Here is a 16,973-nt window from a genome sequence, read left to right as displayed (position 1 = left end):
TTATGGACTATCTCTTAAAAGCATCGGCAGTTCTCTTTATTTTTTACGCATGCTATCAATTATTTTTGCATAAAGAGACTTTTTTTCAAGCCAATCGTTGGTTTTTATTATTGGGATTGATCATAGCTTGTGTCATTCCGTTGGTTACAATTCCTGTTTACATTGAGTACACTGTATCCAATACAAATAGTTACACCATAAGTTATGACACCTTAAATAGTCCACAAATTATTGAAGAACCATTTGATTACATGCAACTAATGATTTGGATTTATTTTAGCGGACTTCTATTTTTCTTCGGAAAATTAATCTTAGAATTTTTATCACTTCGGAAGCTTTTAAGTGCAACCAACACCAAAAACCCAGGTAAGTTTATACTCATAGAGACTACCAAAAACAATGCGCCATTTTCATTTTTTAACCGCATAGTCTATAATCCCGATCAATTCACAAAAGAAGAGCTCACTCATATTATAAACCACGAGAAAGTTCATGCACAACAATGGCATTCAATTGATACAATTGTTTCTCAAATAGCATGCGTTTTATTATGGTTCAACCCTTTTGTTTGGTTATACAAAAAAGGATTACAGCAAAATCTAGAATTTATTGCAGATGAGCGAGCACAGCACATTTCAGTATGTGAGAAAAGCTATCAAACCGTATTATTAAAAACAAGTATCCCAAAACATCAATTGGTAATCACAAATAATTTTTACACATCATTAATCAAAAAACGAATCGTTATGTTACACAAATCAAAATCCAAGAAATTGAATCAAATCAAATTCATTTTAGTGCTTCCTGCCCTTGCGCTATTTATGATGAGTTTTAATACTGAAGAGGTTTATGTTAAAATTCCTTCCGAAGACATCATCACACCTCTCCTATTGCAAACCGAAAATATTGAGCAAATATTCACGAACGACATGAGTGATGATGACTTGGTTAAAATCAAAACAAAGCTCAGCAATAAGAGGGTCACTTTTAATTACTCGGGTATTAAACGCAACAAAAACGGAGAAATTACAGCTATTAAAACCGAATTTGAGTACAATGGAAATTCTGGAACGTACAATGCCGATTCAGATAAAGCCATTGAACCATTCATTTTTAAAAGTAATGAAAGCTCATTTATAGTTGGACATTTTACAGATAGAACTCCAAAAATCTATACGACCGAAAATGGAAAAACTAAAGTACAATCTACAGGAAGCTCAAGTTCTTATATCATAGAAGAAGTTATAGAAACAGACACTCTTTATTTGAACAAAAATGCTAAAAACCAAACTTGGACAAGCAAAGATGGCACTAAAACAACTATAAATGCTTCGGAAAATGGTAAAACATATTCGTATATCACTAAGACTGATGAGCCATTATTTATTGTTGATGGAAAAATAGTTGAGAAGTCAGTTTTTGAAGATGTAGACTCAGATAATATCAAATCTATTAACGTCTTAAAAGGAAAATCTGCTTTAGAAGCCTATGGTAAAAAAGGGAATAATGGAGTTATTGTAATGGAAACAAAGTCTAAAAATCCTTGGGTTATTGGAGAAGTTTTTGAAGTGGAGACTTATGAGATTTCAGACTCAATAACGCATAAAAAATATTCTATAGATAAAAAAGACAATGTCACTTATGATTTTATTTCAAACAAACCCTTAAAAGACCAACCGTTGTATATACTCGACGAAAAAATAATTTCCCAGAAGGAGTTTCAACTTATAAACCCAAATGATATTAAAAGAATGGATATCATAAAAGATGAAAACGCCAAAAAAATATATGGAGAAAAAGGAAAAAATGGAGTTATTATTATAACTACTACATCATGGAAAGCTAATATTGAAGAGCGAGAAGCAGAATATAAAAAATCAAAAAAAGAGGGTTACGAAATCAAGGTAAGTTCGGTTGCATTTATAGATAATAATGGAGAAATGTCTGCTGAGTGGGTAATTTCCAAAACCTCTACAGATGCTTTTTTAGAACAACAAGTGAAAGCTATAAAAAAACATGGCATCGAAGCTAAATTCTCAAAAGTCAAACGTAACAAAGCTGGAGAAATCACAAGTATAAAAATCTCTTTAGATGATAATGATGGTAGAACTTCTTCTGCCAGTTGGAAAGAAAAAGAACAAGCCATTCCTGATATTGTGATGGGGAAATCTAAAGATAATTCTCTTTTTGTGAGAGCTATTGGAAATTAAATTTTCAACTCTTTGATTTAAATATAAAACCCTTCAAATTTTAATTTCTGAAGGGTTTCATATTTTCTGTTTAATCGGTATTATATTTAATTGACCACAAGTTTTTTTGTTGTTTTCTTACCTTCCGAAGAAATAGTTAAAAGATATATTCCGCTTGGGAGGTTTAAATTTATGGAACTTTCAACACTATAATCAACCGATTTCAATAGCTTCCCCTCTATTGAGAACACTTGCAAATCTGCATTAGTATTTAATCCCTTAATCGTGATTTTGTTTGTTGTTGGGTTTGGATACACCCAAACTTGATTTTGATTAAATTGCGCAACGCTCAATTCTTGATCCCAAATATCACCAACATTGGTTCCCCAAATATATTCTACCAAATCTGGCTGGTCAATAAATGGGTTTCTATTAAACTGCCACGTGTAAACGACATTATTTCGGTTCATTTCAAAATCATCTGGAGGATCGTTTCTATGCCAATCCAACAACGTTGCCAAATCTCCCAATTCTCCTGGTCCGTTTTCTGGATAACCATTTACAACTGCGAGACCGTTGTATCTAATTTCCATATATAATACGCTTCTTGCTACGTCACCATAAAAACTTCCAGCCGTTCCAGTTGGCCCATTATAACCTCCTAAAGCTGGATCGCCATAATGTTTGTTATTACGAGTGCTATTTTCTATGGCATCTGCACTGCGTAGTGCGTGAGCATCTGAATTGCCATGACGAAGTGAATCTGCTTTTGTGGTCCAGAAAATATCTCTACCATCTGCAACCTCATCTTCTTCGATATCAAAAAATCCACCTCGAGATCTTGGGTAAGTGTGCTCTCTATTCCATTTTTCAAAATTATTAGATCCTGTTTGCACATCTAATTTGGCACGACCAATTTCAGTATACAACAACCAAACTTCATTACTGTTTAATGGGTTTTGATCTGCCTCGACCAAAATATCCAAAACATCGGCATAGGTTTGTGCTCTCACAATTGTTGGATCTGCAATAATATCCTGCAACGCTTGGCGCAAATCATCATCTGCCAATCCATCAAGTGAATTATAGTAGCCATTTGGTTGAGTGCTGGTAACATTTCCGAAGGTAGGATTAAGAGGTGTACCAAAATTTGCCATTGTAAAATCGTTGTCCACAATTCTAATTCTCAAATTATTGTTTAGTGCAAGATATTCCGCAGGTAAACTTTCAAAACGTATTCTTGCGACCTCATCACCTTCATCTTCCGCATCATCTATTAAAGTAATCGTCGTAGTTGCTGTAGTTTGGTTGATTGGGATTGTTATTGACGTGTTGCCAGTAAAATCTGATGTATCAAAACCGTTATTGTCTAATAAAATATTAAAATTTAGTGCTTCGGAAACAGGCATTTCCGAAGTAAACGTGATATCAAAAGAGTCAAATTCGTCATATTGATCTTGTGCGATTGAGATGGCAATCCCATTGAGCACTACTCCACTGCCATCATTGAGCTGTCTTGGCGTTGGTGTAGTTGATGTGTACGTTACGTTGCCATCCATATCAACAAATCTTTGAATGGAATTTGGGTTATTTCCCGGTCCTTCGTTAATTTGCTGAATATCTGTAAATCTTGGATCCTGACTAAATATAGCGATCATATCCTCGTCATCTGCATCTGACGTATCGTACAGCAAAACATCAACTAGATTTTCTATGGTTGCCACAGTTTCTTCTGGGAAATCAAAATCATCACCTTCATAAATTGCCACAGCATCAGGTCCATTTTGAATCACATTTTCTGCAATTAAAAATTGAGGCACAGGGCTTACACCATTACTCCCAATGAGCAATAAACCATTTATATCTGTAACATACCCATCAAGATCTACTGTAAAATAACTTGAATTGTTTCCAGATGCAGATCCATTAAAGAACACCACGACATAACCATCTAAAGGAAAGTTTGGAGTATCTGATAGGATTTCTAAAAACTCCATGTTTTCTGCTCCCGGAGAATCACAATCCAATTCATTGATTACGATTTGTCCAAAAGAAAATTGGGTGAGATATAGTGCTATACTAAAGAGTACTATTTTTTTCATAAACTTTTTTTACAAATGTAATAATAACAGAATGCTCTAATTAATTATGGTCGAAAAATTGATCAATTTTAACAGTATATGCTTATCGTTTGAAATGGTTTTCTATTCTGAAATTTCAAAAAATGACAAATAGAAAAAAGACAAAACCTTAAAATTTTATTGTTTTTTGAACGCGAAGCCCCTTGGTAAAAAAAATAGCACATAAAAACACCCTAGAATTATTACAATCATAAACAATAATTTTAGTTTTAGTTATAAAATGAAACTCCTACAAAGTCGGTCACATCATTACTGAAATCGAATCTATTAAATAAGTTATAGATTTATATTCAAATTCATAGATTTCATTAAAAACGTTTGGTGAATAGATATTCAAGGTTATATATTGAAAACTCAATCAATAAAATACAATCAATTATTAACCTTTAAAACCAAAAATCATGGCAACACTTGTAAAACTAATAATCGATATCATATTCTCGGTTTATTAAAATTCAGCAAAAAACATGACTGTAGAACTTAGTCTAGAATAAGTTTTACATCATTTTAAAAATTAAGTTCTTACACAAAAAAATACTAATTTTACACTACAGTTAGTTTAACAAAACTTTGGTGTATGAAAAAAAAATTATTTAAGGTACTAGCCAAACTGAATAAATTAATTTTACCAAGTTATTCTAAAAAGCAATTAGACCTTAGCAAAGCCAATAAACTACAGTTGGCTATTATTGGGTGGCGGGTTTATGTGACTTCAAGAGCTCTGGATTAGAATGCTATCCCATCATTATTTCTTAATCTCTTAAACTAAAAATTTCTCAACTTCACATTCTACAGATAACATTGTTGATTTTATGACAATTTTAAGACCTATCATTTTATAAACTATTTTTATGATAGTATATTTAACATCACTTAAAATGTAAAACAATGAAAACTTTATATGAAGCAACCACTACTGCGGTAGGTGGAAGAAAAGGAAATGTTAAATCTGAAGATGGCCCAATAGACTTTAATTTATCTGTACCAAAATCTATGGGTGGAGATGGTGGAGATGGTGCAAATCCTGAACAATTTTTTGGAGCTGCTTACGCTGCTTGTTTTGGAGGAGCTATCCAATCTGTTGCTAAAAACGAAGGTATCGAGATCAACGATGAAGAATTAAGCGTCACAGCAACTATAGGTTTTTGTAAGGATGACGATGGCTTTTTTTTAGAAGCTACTTTAGACTGCTATATTCCTGGTGTAGATTTAGAAACTGGTGAAGATCTAGTTGAGAAAGCACATGAAGCTTGCCCCTTTAGTAAAGCTACACGAGATAATATTACGGTAACCTTAAATTTATTATTGGACGAGTAAAAATTCGTTTTATTATAAATCTTAAATTATAGAAACTCGCCAATTGGCGAGTTTCTTTTTTTGTTTTTCACTATTAATTTGCCACATAAAGAAATTTTAAAAATTTTGAATAAAGACACAAAATGAGCTCTCAAAAAAATATAATTAAATAAGTATTTTTAAAGTTAAAGATTCTATTTTTATAGTTTAAAATATTATTATGAAAAACAAAATACTTCTTGTGCTGCTTTTTATACTGTTATGTAGTCATGACATGTATCTGAAAATGGAAACATACTTTTTAAAGCCTAACCAGGATGCGATTATAAACTTGTATAATGGCACATTTGAAAAAAGTGAAAATGTCATAGACAGAGACCGCATGTTAGATGTTAGTCTCATTGGCAGTGGTGAGCGTATTTCATTAGATGAAGATCATTGGTCAGAAAAAGATAGCATCACCATACTCAATTTTAAAACTGGAAATGAAGGCACCTGGGTTGCAGGAGTTTCTACAAAACCAAGAGAAATAGCAATGGAGGCTGATGCCTTTAACAATTACTTAGAACATGATGGTGTTTTGGACATGCTAGAGTCAAGGCGTGAAAATAACACCATAGACCAAAATACGGTTGAAAGATATTCAAAGCACGTGAAGGCTATATTTCAAGTAGGTGACAAAAAATCTAAAGACTGGAGCACTGTATTAGGCTATCCTATAGAGTTTGTTCCTAAAAGCAATCCCTATGATGCAAAAACTGGAGATTCTATCCAAGTACTATTGTTAAGAGATGGAGCGCCTTTAAGCAACCAATTGATCTATGCTAATTTTAAACCAACTTCACATGGTCATACTCATGATCACCAAGAAGCGCATTCACATGTAGATGAGCAAGCACATACCCATGGTGATGAATCACATTCACACGCTAATAACAATACCCAGGCACACTCACACACACATGAGCAACAGCAAGAATCACATTCACATGAAGATGATGCTGAAGCGCATTCACATTCGCATGGCAATGAAAATTCTTCTCATACACACGGTAATTCTTCCGAAGAAAAAAAGAATAATACTTCTTTAGAAGAAACTGAGGCTCACGTTCATACTTCTGGAACAAAACTAAGAACAGATAATAACGGAATTATAAATGTAAAACTCACCGCAGATGGAATATGGTATTTGCGCACTATTCACCTTATAGAAAATAATGAATCTGGCCTTACGCACGAATCTAATTGGGCAACTCTCACTTTTGAGGTACAACACGGTCATGATAGTGATGGACATACCCATAGTAAAGATACTCATACTCATGAAGAATCAAACATCCCAAATTATGTTTATTGGATCGGTAGTATTTTGGTTATAGGTTTACTGTTTTTTATGTTTAACCGCAAAAAATAAATTTTGAATATTAAATATTTTAGATTCATTTTTATTTGTACTCTCCTGTTGCCCATGACCTTAATGGCACATGGTGTTAGCGATGGTGACCAGGAAATTTTAAATAATGGAGGTTTGTTCTCATACATTTATGTTGGTGCAAAACATATGCTTACTGGTTATGACCATTTGCTTTTTTTAACTGGAGTTATTTTTTATTTAACTGGCTTAAAAGATATTGCAAAATTCATTAGTGTATTTACAATAGGCCATTGCATTACATTGATTTTCGCTACCTATATTGGAATTAAAGTAAATGAACACCTAATAGATGCCATTATTGCACTAAGCGTCCTTTATAAAGGCTTTGAAAATTTAGGAGGTTTTCGAAAATTAAAAATGAAGTCACCTAATTTATTGATGATGGTTTTTGTTTTTGGATTGATTCATGGTTTAGGTCTCTCAACTAGGTTGCAGTCATTTAAATTAGGATCTGATCAATTTTTTGCAAAAATCATTAGCTTTAACATTGGCGTAGAATTAGGACAAATACTGGCTTTAATCCCAATTATTTTCTTGATTAATAAATGGAGAAAACAAAATAGCTTTGAAGCGTTTTATAAATCTGTTAATAGCTATTTAATTTTAGCAGGAGTCATTCTTTTTATCTATCAAATAAACGCCTATTATGGAGGTAATTATTTTATATGAAATTAAATCGTTATTAAACAGATCATAAAAATTATGATAAAAAAACTCACCAATAGGTGAGTTCTTTTTAATATATCTATTCTTTAAACTGTTATACTGGAAAATAAAGTATAAATGAAGCGCCCTTACCTTTTTCACTTTCAACATCAATAAAACCACCATGGAGATCCATAATACGTTTACAAATCGCTAAGCCTATACCTGTACCAGAGTAATCACTAGATGAATTAAGTCTTTTAAAGGGCTTAAATATGTAGTCCTTTTTATCAATATCCAAGCCTATCCCGTTATCTTTAAATTCTATTTTTTTAAATTCCTTTTTAGCTTTTGCCTTAAACCTTTTTGGTACTAATTTTCCGTTTACCAGAGAGGTACTAATTTCTATAACTGGTTCGTTATTATTAAATTTGACCGAATTCTTGATTAAGTTAGAAAACAGTTGGTACATTCTAATCGGCACGCCTTTAATAGTACCTAAGTCGTCCTTATTGATGACAACATTTTGTTCTTCAATCATAATACTCAAATCTGAAAATACCTGATCAAAAATTTCGTCAAGATTTACTTTTTCTGATTTATTAGCATCTCCTTCTACTTTAGAATATTCTAAGATATTATCAATCAAACTCGTCATTCTTTCTGCGGAATGCTCTATTCTAGAGGCATATTTTGATACCGTTTCTCTATCGGTATCTTCCGAAATTATTAATGAATTGAAAGTTCTTATTTTTCGCAGAGGCTCTTTTAGATCATGGCTTGCCATGTAGGCAAATTCCTCTAAATTCATATTTAATTTTAAAAGCTCTTCATTTGCGTTTGTTATGTCCTTGGTACGTTCAAGTACGTTTTTCTCTAGTTCATTAGAAAACTTTTTCTGTTCATCAATATTGGTAAAGGATCCTATAAACCCGTTAAATTCTCCCTCTTCATCAAACATTGGTATTCCTTTGTTAAGATGCCATGAATAAGTCCCATCTTTGGCTAGTGCTCTAAATTCAGAAGTAAAAGTTATTAGTTTTTCGTGGGCTTTCATATACGCTTCTTCGGCTGTTTTTTTGTCGTCCTCATGTAAATATTTTAGCCAACCTCTACCCAGGTTATCTTGTAATGTGCTGCCAGTATAATTAAACCAGTTTTTATTTATAAATACACACTGTCCTTTTTTATCTGTTATCCAAATATTTATAGGTGCATCATTGGCAATTGCCCTAAAACGGTTTTCGCTTTCTTTAACTTTCTCTAAAAGCTCCTTATCACTAGTAATATCTATGGCAGTTGCAAACTCCTTTAAAGGTTTTTTGTTCTCATCAAATAAAATTTGACCTGTCACCCTTATATATCTTATCCCCTTTTTTAATTTCATTCTTACTTCATGATACACCAATCCTGTTTTTAGAGCTTTTTTCATACTCTTTTTACGGATTTTCAAATCATCTGGATGCATTTTATCCAAAAGCATTTGCTTTGTTATTGTTCTCTTAGGTTCAATTTCTAAGAAATCATATAATGAATTATCAGCATAAAATACATCTTCTTCAAAATTAAACTCAAAAACCATTAGGTTTGATGCTCTAATTGCAGTTTCTAAAATTACTTGATTTTGTCTTAAAGAAGTAATCTCTTGCGCCAAATACAAAATTCTATCCTCGTCAAGATATGGCATCTTAAAACGTACAGCTTTTATATCATAAAACTTATTATTGTATTGCACTTCAATTTGTGCAGAACCATTGATCAAGGTGTCTTGACAAAGTTTCTCAATACGTCTTGCTTCTCTTTTTGATGAATTTAAGTCTGGCCAATATTGACCAATCATATTGTTTGTTTCTAAAATTTCAACTCCCTGACCTCCAATATATTCAACTTTAAAATCTTTATCGAGTATACCTACCGCTCCATCGGGTATATTTTCTGCAATTGTTTTATAGATCAACTCGTTACGCTGGCTTAACTCCTTTTCTTCTTTAAGTTCTTCCTCCTTCTCTATTAGCAAATCATTTGCAAGTTTCAACTCTTGATTTGCAATATTTAGTTCCTCATTGGCAGACTGCAATTCTTCATTACTGGTTTCTAACTCTTCATTACTTGATTTTAGCTCTTCATTTGAAGATTGTAATTCTTCGTTAATGGTTTGTAATTCTTCGTTTGTTGCTTCTAGTTCTTCTGTGAAAATTTGAAGGTGTTCCTTCGTAGATGTTAACTCATCTTCTAATTCCTTGATGCGTAGGTTAACAAAATCTGATGTCTCTAATTTTTTCTGAAGTTCTAAATGTCCTTCACTGGGTTCAATTTTTTCAAAAATCACCATGAAATATTGAACCTCGCTTATCCTGTAAACCAAGGGTGTGATTTTTACACGTACGTAATGTAATTGATCATACAGTTCAAATTTAATGACGTGGCTCGTGTGGGTTACGTTTGTTTTTTTTACTTGAGCGAGTACTGCTTTTACAACAGTTACCAGCTCTGGATTAACCATCTTATGTATGCTCACGTTCATGGCACCTTGGCTAATCTCTAAGTACAATCTAAGACTACCATGTACTTCTTTAATCTCCCCATTCTCATTTATAATCACAAAGGGATTATCATATTTATAATATAAGGTTTCCTTGGCGACATCTACAATACTCATATTTCGAATATTGTTCTTTTTTTCTTCTTTTTTCTGTTGTTGATTTCTAGTTCTAAGACGTGAGAATTTGAGCTGATAATTTAATGATGTATCTGCTTTTCTAAATAATTTACCCTTTCCTATTTCAGTAAATAAATCTGCAGCTACACTTACACTTTCAGATTTACCTAAAAACAATATTCCGTTAGATCGAAGAGAATAATGAAAGATTTGAAAGGTCTGCTTTTGTAAGTTATTATTAAAATAAATCAATAAATTTCTGCAAACCACCAAATCTAATTTTACAAAAGGAGGATCTGTTGTGATATCATGCCTTGTGAATAAAAGATGCTGTTTTATTTCTTTCTTGACTTCAAAATGCAGTTCATCTTTTTTCTCAAAGTATTTTGCAGTAATCTCTTTAGGTACATTTGCCAATAGATCTTTGTTATAGATTCCTTTTCTTCCGAAGTTAATAGCACGCTCATCTATATCTGACGCAAATATTTGAATATGGTATTGGTTAACCTTTGCTCCCAGTAACTCGTATAACAAAATCGCTATGGAATAAGGTTCTTCTCCTGTAGCACAACCCACACTCCATATTCTAATAGAATCTCCAGGCTCCTTATCTTTTAGGATTTTGAAGAGCTGTTTTCTTAGGTAATCAAAAGCCTCTAAATCTCTAAAAAACTCTGTGACACCTATCAATACTGAATCAAAAAGATTATCTAACTCTCTTGGGTTTGCTTTTATTAGCTCATAATATTCTACCATGGTACCCAACTGTAGCGATGTGATTCTATGGTTTATTCGCCTCATAATTGTTGTAGGCTTGTACATAGAGAAATCTGTACCAGAGCGCTTTTCCAAAAGCTCAAAAATGGCATCAATAGATCCTTTTTTTGGCAAACTAGAGGCTATGGCTTTTGTATTTGTAATAAACTGCACGATGTCATCGTACATTTGTTCTGCTGGTACGATTAAAATTACATGACCAGTATTGATTGATGCAGATGGCATATCTCTATGCTCTGCAGTCTCTGGTAATTGGGCAATTGTAAAACCTCCCAATTCTCTTATCGCAGTTATTCCCTCTGCTCCATCTTTACCAAAACCAGACAATACAATACCTATAGCTTTTTTACCTTTATCTTTTGATAACGATTTAAAAAAATTATCAATGGATGGTGTAAAGGAGTGTTCTGATGTTAAATCTTCTAAAACAAATTTACTATTGTGAATTCTAATTTGCTTGTTTTGTGGTGTGACGTATACATTACCTTTAACAAGCTCCATATTATTTTCTGCGGAAACCACGGGCCATTTGCAGCGTTTATCTAGAATTGGTGCTAATTGGCTTTTATAATCTGGACTTAAATGCATGACAATAACGATACAAAGATCTGGAGTTATACCATTGAAATTCTTCAAAAACTTACTTAAAGCATCTAATCCTCCTGCAGATGCACCAACACCTACAACATACAACTCTGTGTCATTAATAACCTCTAACTTTTTGCTCATGACTTAATCATTTATTTGTAACACCGACTTCATTTTTTTAATATGAGCAGATACTTCTTCAATTTTATTTGTGTATGACTTCACTAATTGTTTCATCTTCTTGCTTTCAAAATCATTGAGCATAGTTTGCATCAATGTACGCTTTTCTTCCAATGTTCTAATAGATAACCAAAGCGCCTCTTCTAATGCAGAATCTTGACTTCTCAATAAAGCTTCTTGAGTAAATGCATGACCAACGTGGCAACGATAGCGCACTTGTTTTGCGTCTTTTATTTGCCAAAGCGGACCGCCACAGCTAGCACAGCTTATTGGTACTTGTTCACCCAATTCTTCTTGAAGCTCAATTTGACTTTTTATTCGCATAGCGATATCGTTTTCCTTAACGATACTTAATGGGATTTCTTTTTTTATGGGTAATTCTTCATTGTGAATAGATATGATCACATCAGCCATATCTTCAAGATTGACAATATAGTCCACATCTATCGTTTGATTTGCGAAAGATGGCATACTACTAAACTCTGCTGTCTCTGGATTTTCAATAATGGTTAGCCCTCCACATCTTTGAATTGCGCTTAAACCACTTGTTCCATCATTAAGCCTTCCTGTTAAAAGCACTCCAACACATTTGTTTTTAAATGCTACTGCTGCCGATCGAAACAGAACATCTATAGAAGGTCTAAATAAATTTTCTCGAGGTCCTTTAGAGAGAAGAACTCTATCTTGGTGAATAAATAAATGGTAATTTGGTTTTGCTATGATTACCATATTTGATCTAATTTTCATTTTGTGCTCTGCAGTAACAACATCCAGTTCAGTAAATTTACCTAGTGTTTCTGCATAAGAGCTTGAAGAATCAAATGCACTATGAAGTACTATCATATACGCTGCGTCTAGACCTAGAGGTATTTTGGAAACAATTTGTTTGATTGCCCTATAACCTCCAGCAGATGCACCAATTACAAAAAGTCTAAAATTTTCGCCCATGTAATACAATATTTGCTTTGAGATTATAAAATAAGTGATTAAGCGTCAATAAAATTAGCAATTTAAGATTAAATCCTAATCAAATTCATTCTATAGTCTAAACAGAAAATTTTCTTTATTTAATATTGAATTCTGGTATTGCCAATCTAAAGTAAGTATTCTCTTTAGTGAAGTTTTCAAATTATTAAAATTTGATGGCTTGTTTAAATAAATATTCGCTCCTTCTAAGAAGGTTTTTTCAATATCTTTTTCTGATGAGGATGTAGAATATATTACCACGGTCATATCTTTGAGACCTGGATCTTTTTTTATTTCCATTAAACATTCAATACCATCCTTATTAGGCATATTTAAATCTAGAAACAAAATATCTGGAAGTATTTCTTTATCATCCCTTAGGTAAGAAATGAGATCTGTTCCATTTTTGCACATCGATAAATCTATATCTTTTGAAATTTGGTTTATAGCCAACTCGAACAAAGCTCTATCGTCTGGGTCATCATCTGCTAAAACAATTCTCAAATCTTTATAAGGCATATATTATATTTATTTTTTTAAGTTTAATTTAGTTTTCAAATCCATAAAACCAGATGGGCTAAACCCTGTCGTTTTTTTGAATTGTTTTGATAGATGCGAAACACTGCTGTAATTCAATTTATAAGAAATTTCAGTAAGACTCAAATTACCTTCTAACAATAATTCTTTAACGAAATCGATTTTTTTCAGAATTAAGAACTTTTCTATTGAAATATTGGCATGTTCTGAAAACATTTTAGCTAAGTAGCTATAAGTATAGGGTAGCCTGTTCTCGATATATGAAGATACCTTGAAATCATCTTCAAAATTCTCAATACGAACGATTTCTGTAAGAATTTCTTTTACCTGTTGTACAATTACCAATTGTTGATCACTGATGACCTGAATATGATTTGAATTTAATGCTTCAAAAATAGATTTTTTTTGAGAATCGTTTAATCTTTGAAGTATTTCAATTTCCCCAATTGTATGAAGCTTATACTTTATATTTAGATCACTTAACGTTTTTATAAGCAAACTGTTACAAATTTTAGGCACGTCAAATTTTACTTGTATTCTCATAATCTATACTCAACTTAACCAAATCATTTCAAACTAAACGAATACTTTAGTGCCATTAATTGTATTAACCTCTATCTAATGACTCATGAGCAATACATTAACAAAGATAGTTTTTTGTGTGAATTTATATACAACATATATTCAATTAATATTTTATATCAAATTATTCACTTTCACAATCATACTATCTACAACTTTAAAATTATATAATTATAAATCAAAATTGTATAATATAAAGATAACAAATTTAATCTAATTTTGAATTGTAACTATTTACATATCAGCTCCATGTCTAAATTTATGACTTTATCAGTGTTAGCATACCTCATAGGTTGGTGGAGTTGTATCATTCTTTTTGAAAACTTCTATATTGTTAATTTACTTTTTCTCTTGACAGGGCTATTGATTTTACTTATTAGTAAAATGATTTTCAAAATTGTAGTAAGTCGCAATTGACTTCATTTAATTAATTTCATAAAAATTTCTTCTTTAAATTTTATCTTAAATACTTAAGGTTGCACAAATATTCTTTTGATAAAAAAACCTTGAGCTCTTATTTAAATTATAAACTATAATAAACAATTTTCGATTGCATTAAATTATTACGTATATGCTTCAACATATATTTTAATTTATGTCTATTTTTAAATAAAAATTGTTTTATAAATTATCAAATAATTCAAGCAAAGAACTAATTGAGAGTGAAATAGGAATTTCTTTTAAACATCCAAATCTTTATGAGCCCAAACAAATAATTAATGGACTTGATGAAGAGGTTTTACCAATAATTACTTCTCAAAACCAAAACCAAATACAATTTGGTATTTGGGGTATTTTGCCAGAAAACTACAGTGATGATTGGATAAATTATCAAAAGTTAAATAATACTTTAAATGTTACTTTAGATAATTTAAATAATCAAGTAGTTGATTATAGCAAATCAAGAAAATGCGTTATCATAATAAAAGGCTTTTTCTCGAGTTTCATTAAAGATGGCCAAATATATCCTTATTATGTTTATCACGAATCCCAAAAACCTTTTTTGATTGGTGGCATATATAATATATTATCAGATGGATTTATCACCTGCTCCCCTGTATTGACAAAAGCTGGTCCCAGTTTTAAAAAAATTCATAATATTAGCAATACCATGCCAATAATTATTGATAAAAATCAAATAGAAACTTGGCTGGAAACATCGCTTAATATTAAAAATAAAAAGAATATTTCATTAAGTAATGACAAACTATATGCACACTCCATTTCTAGACAATTTTATGAAACAGAATTAATATTTGATTCAATTTTAGAACCTCAAAACTATAATGGTTTAGAAAACAATTTAGTGTTTGATAATTCGTATATTATAACTTAGCGCAATAGACATCTTTCCTTTTCCCCCATTTTAACTTATACATTTTCAACTTTATAGCGTCGCATTATACAACTCTTTAATCAAATTGTATAATACAACCGCCTTCAAAACCATTATATTTATATAAAAAAAATTGAATGAATATAACCAAGCAAAGTACATTTTTTAGAACGCCTTTAAATGCTAAAGTAGGTAAGACAAGATCCATTAAAACTCAAGTGAAAGTATCTAATACTACTCAAGAAAAGAGCGATTTTAAATTCTAAAAAACTCAACTTAAAAATACTCAACAAAAAAACTCAAGATAATCTTATATTAAAAACAGAGATTATATAAAACTTATAATACATATGATCAATATAACTCTAAATACTCATCAATTACTTGATAGTTTTAAAAAGATTTCTCAAGAACTTGATGCAAACATAAACCAAACATCAGATTGTTCCAATCTCTCCTTTTCAAATAAATTTGGAAAAGGATCCATAAAAGCTATTAAATCATCAAACTTCACAACTTATTTTGAATTCGATGTTAATTTTAATGAAGATGTATACCTTAATAAAGTTGTTCATCATGATGCTCTGTATTCTACATATTGCAGTAAGGGTAGCATATTATGCAAAGACGACTATTTTAAAGAGAGAATCTTAAAAGAATACACATCAAGCCTATATTCATTAGAAAAAGAAAATATTATCGAAATAGGCTTCGCTAAAAACACACACTATAGATTTTCTATTATTGAAATAGATCAAAATATGAATAACTCGTTATACACTAAAGTTGTTGATATTTTCTCTAACTCAAAAAATGATAGTAATTTCTTACACTTAAGTTCCTGTAATTTAAAAATCGCTCATTACATAGATCAAATAAATCAATTACAAGAATGTAATTTGGTTAATTTCTTACTGTTGGAAAGCTTAGTAAATAAAATTCTGGCAACAAATATTAAGTATTTGTTAGAGGACATTAATCTAAAAGGAACTAATACAAGTAACTTAAGTAATAATGATTTAAATAAAATTAAAGAAGTAGCAAATTCCATTAGACTTAATCCAGGAGAAAGATATACAATTTCAACCTTATGTCGAGAAACAACGTTATCTCCCTCAAAATTACAAGAAGGATTTAAGCTTTTTAATAAGACAACCGTAAATGAATATATCAGAAATGTACGTTTGCTAAAGGCAGAAAAATTAATAATAAACGAAGATTTGACAATTTCCGAAATAGCTTATACCGTAGGAATAAATAGCAGAAGCTATTTCTCTAAAATTTTTAAAGAAAAATTTAATTTCTCCCCTAAAACATATCAGGAAAGATTTTCAAAATATACTAATATTTCAGATCAACTTAAGGAAGATTTTCAAACGCAATACTAGTTATTTAGTGTCTAAAATAATTGATATCTAATTTTTTTTAGCTTACAATTTCAGTGGCAATTAAAATACAAGCTGTTTTACTGATCTCAAAACCCATTAATTTTTTGAACAATTTTGTTTGTGTTTCTTTTATAAAGAATTATATTTGCACCCACAAAATGGCCTCGTGGCGCAACTGAATAGCGCACTTGATTACGGCTCAAGAGGTTACTGGTTTGAATCCAGTCGAGGTCACTAATAAACATAAAAAAACC

13 protein-coding genes and 1 tRNA gene are annotated in these 16,973 nt (G+C 31.3%); 9 read left to right on the top strand and 5 right to left on the bottom strand.

What is annotated here, in order from left to right; all coding sequences use genetic code 11:
* The first annotated feature begins 2 nt into the window (after nucleotides 1-2).
* Complete coding sequence (locus GQ40_RS17000) at nucleotides 3-2,210, top strand: M56 family metallopeptidase (RefSeq protein WP_052184123.1); 2,208 nt, start codon at nucleotides 3-5, stop codon at nucleotides 2,208-2,210.
* A gap of 86 nt (nucleotides 2,211-2,296) precedes the next feature.
* Here GQ40_RS17000 and GQ40_RS02730 read toward each other — a convergent pair whose 3' ends face one another.
* Entirely contained in the window at nucleotides 2,297-4,291 is a 1,995-nt protein-coding gene (locus tag GQ40_RS02730; protein WP_047545536.1) for an endonuclease, read from the bottom strand.
* A 616-nt stretch (nucleotides 4,292-4,907) separates the two neighbouring features.
* On the opposite strand from GQ40_RS02730, the gene GQ40_RS02725 reads away from it, so the two are divergent.
* The 4 genes from GQ40_RS02725 to GQ40_RS02710 all read left to right on the top strand — a co-directional run bounded on the left by GQ40_RS02725 (nucleotide 4,908) and on the right by GQ40_RS02710 (nucleotide 7,730).
* Nucleotides 4,908-5,060 (top strand): hypothetical protein, encoded by a 153-nt coding sequence (locus GQ40_RS02725; RefSeq protein WP_047545534.1) that lies wholly within the window; start codon nucleotides 4,908-4,910, stop codon nucleotides 5,058-5,060.
* A 158-nt stretch (nucleotides 5,061-5,218) separates the two neighbouring features.
* Nucleotides 5,219-5,647: an organic hydroperoxide resistance protein gene (locus tag GQ40_RS02720; protein WP_047545532.1), complete on the top strand. Its 429-nt coding sequence runs from the start codon at nucleotides 5,219-5,221 to the stop codon at nucleotides 5,645-5,647.
* A gap of 199 nt (nucleotides 5,648-5,846) precedes the next feature.
* The gene (locus GQ40_RS02715) at nucleotides 5,847-7,040 is read left to right on the top strand and encodes a DUF4198 domain-containing protein (protein WP_047545530.1); all 1,194 of its coding nucleotides are present in this window, start codon (nucleotides 5,847-5,849) and stop codon (nucleotides 7,038-7,040) included.
* A 3-nt stretch (nucleotides 7,041-7,043) separates the two neighbouring features.
* On the top strand, nucleotides 7,044-7,730 hold the full coding sequence (locus GQ40_RS02710) for a HupE/UreJ family protein (RefSeq protein WP_231565535.1): 687 nt from the start codon (nucleotides 7,044-7,046) through the stop codon (nucleotides 7,728-7,730).
* A gap of 91 nt (nucleotides 7,731-7,821) precedes the next feature.
* Here the strand turns inward: GQ40_RS02710 and GQ40_RS02705 are convergent, their stop codons facing one another.
* From GQ40_RS02705 to GQ40_RS02690, 4 genes are all read right to left on the bottom strand, one after another.
* Nucleotides 7,822-11,871, bottom strand: coding sequence for a CheR family methyltransferase (locus GQ40_RS02705; protein ID WP_047545528.1), 4,050 nt, complete (start codon nucleotides 11,869-11,871; stop codon nucleotides 7,822-7,824).
* Between the two features lie 3 nt (nucleotides 11,872-11,874).
* A complete protein-coding gene (locus GQ40_RS02700) occupies nucleotides 11,875-12,858 on the bottom strand; it encodes a chemotaxis protein CheB (protein ID WP_047545525.1) in 984 nt (327 codons plus the stop codon).
* A gap of 90 nt (nucleotides 12,859-12,948) precedes the next feature.
* Nucleotides 12,949-13,395 (bottom strand): response regulator, encoded by a 447-nt coding sequence (locus tag GQ40_RS02695; protein ID WP_047545523.1) that lies wholly within the window; start codon nucleotides 13,393-13,395, stop codon nucleotides 12,949-12,951.
* A 9-nt stretch (nucleotides 13,396-13,404) separates the two neighbouring features.
* Nucleotides 13,405-13,956, bottom strand: coding sequence for a helix-turn-helix domain-containing protein (locus tag GQ40_RS02690; protein ID WP_047545522.1), 552 nt, complete (start codon nucleotides 13,954-13,956; stop codon nucleotides 13,405-13,407).
* A 655-nt stretch (nucleotides 13,957-14,611) separates the two neighbouring features.
* Here GQ40_RS02690 and GQ40_RS02685 point away from each other — a divergent pair.
* From GQ40_RS02685 to GQ40_RS02675, 4 genes are all read left to right on the top strand, one after another.
* A complete protein-coding gene (locus GQ40_RS02685; RefSeq protein ID WP_047545520.1) occupies nucleotides 14,612-15,331 on the top strand; it encodes an SOS response-associated peptidase family protein in 720 nt (239 codons plus the stop codon).
* A gap of 137 nt (nucleotides 15,332-15,468) precedes the next feature.
* Complete coding sequence (locus GQ40_RS17855; protein WP_262501129.1) at nucleotides 15,469-15,597, top strand: hypothetical protein; 129 nt, start codon at nucleotides 15,469-15,471, stop codon at nucleotides 15,595-15,597.
* An 84-nt stretch (nucleotides 15,598-15,681) separates the two neighbouring features.
* Complete coding sequence (locus GQ40_RS02680) at nucleotides 15,682-16,719, top strand: helix-turn-helix domain-containing protein (protein ID WP_047545518.1); 1,038 nt, start codon at nucleotides 15,682-15,684, stop codon at nucleotides 16,717-16,719.
* 160 nt (nucleotides 16,720-16,879) lie between these two features.
* Nucleotides 16,880-16,953: transfer RNA gene (locus GQ40_RS02675), tRNA-Arg, on the top strand.
* Nucleotides 16,954-16,973 lie beyond the last annotated feature (20 nt).

It is taken from the genome of Psychroserpens sp. Hel_I_66, from assembly GCF_000799465.1.
Taxonomy (GTDB): Bacteria; Bacteroidota; Bacteroidia; order Flavobacteriales; family Flavobacteriaceae; genus Psychroserpens.
The sequence above is the reverse complement of the archived record's forward strand: the minus strand, read 5'-3'. Positions and strand labels throughout refer to the sequence as shown.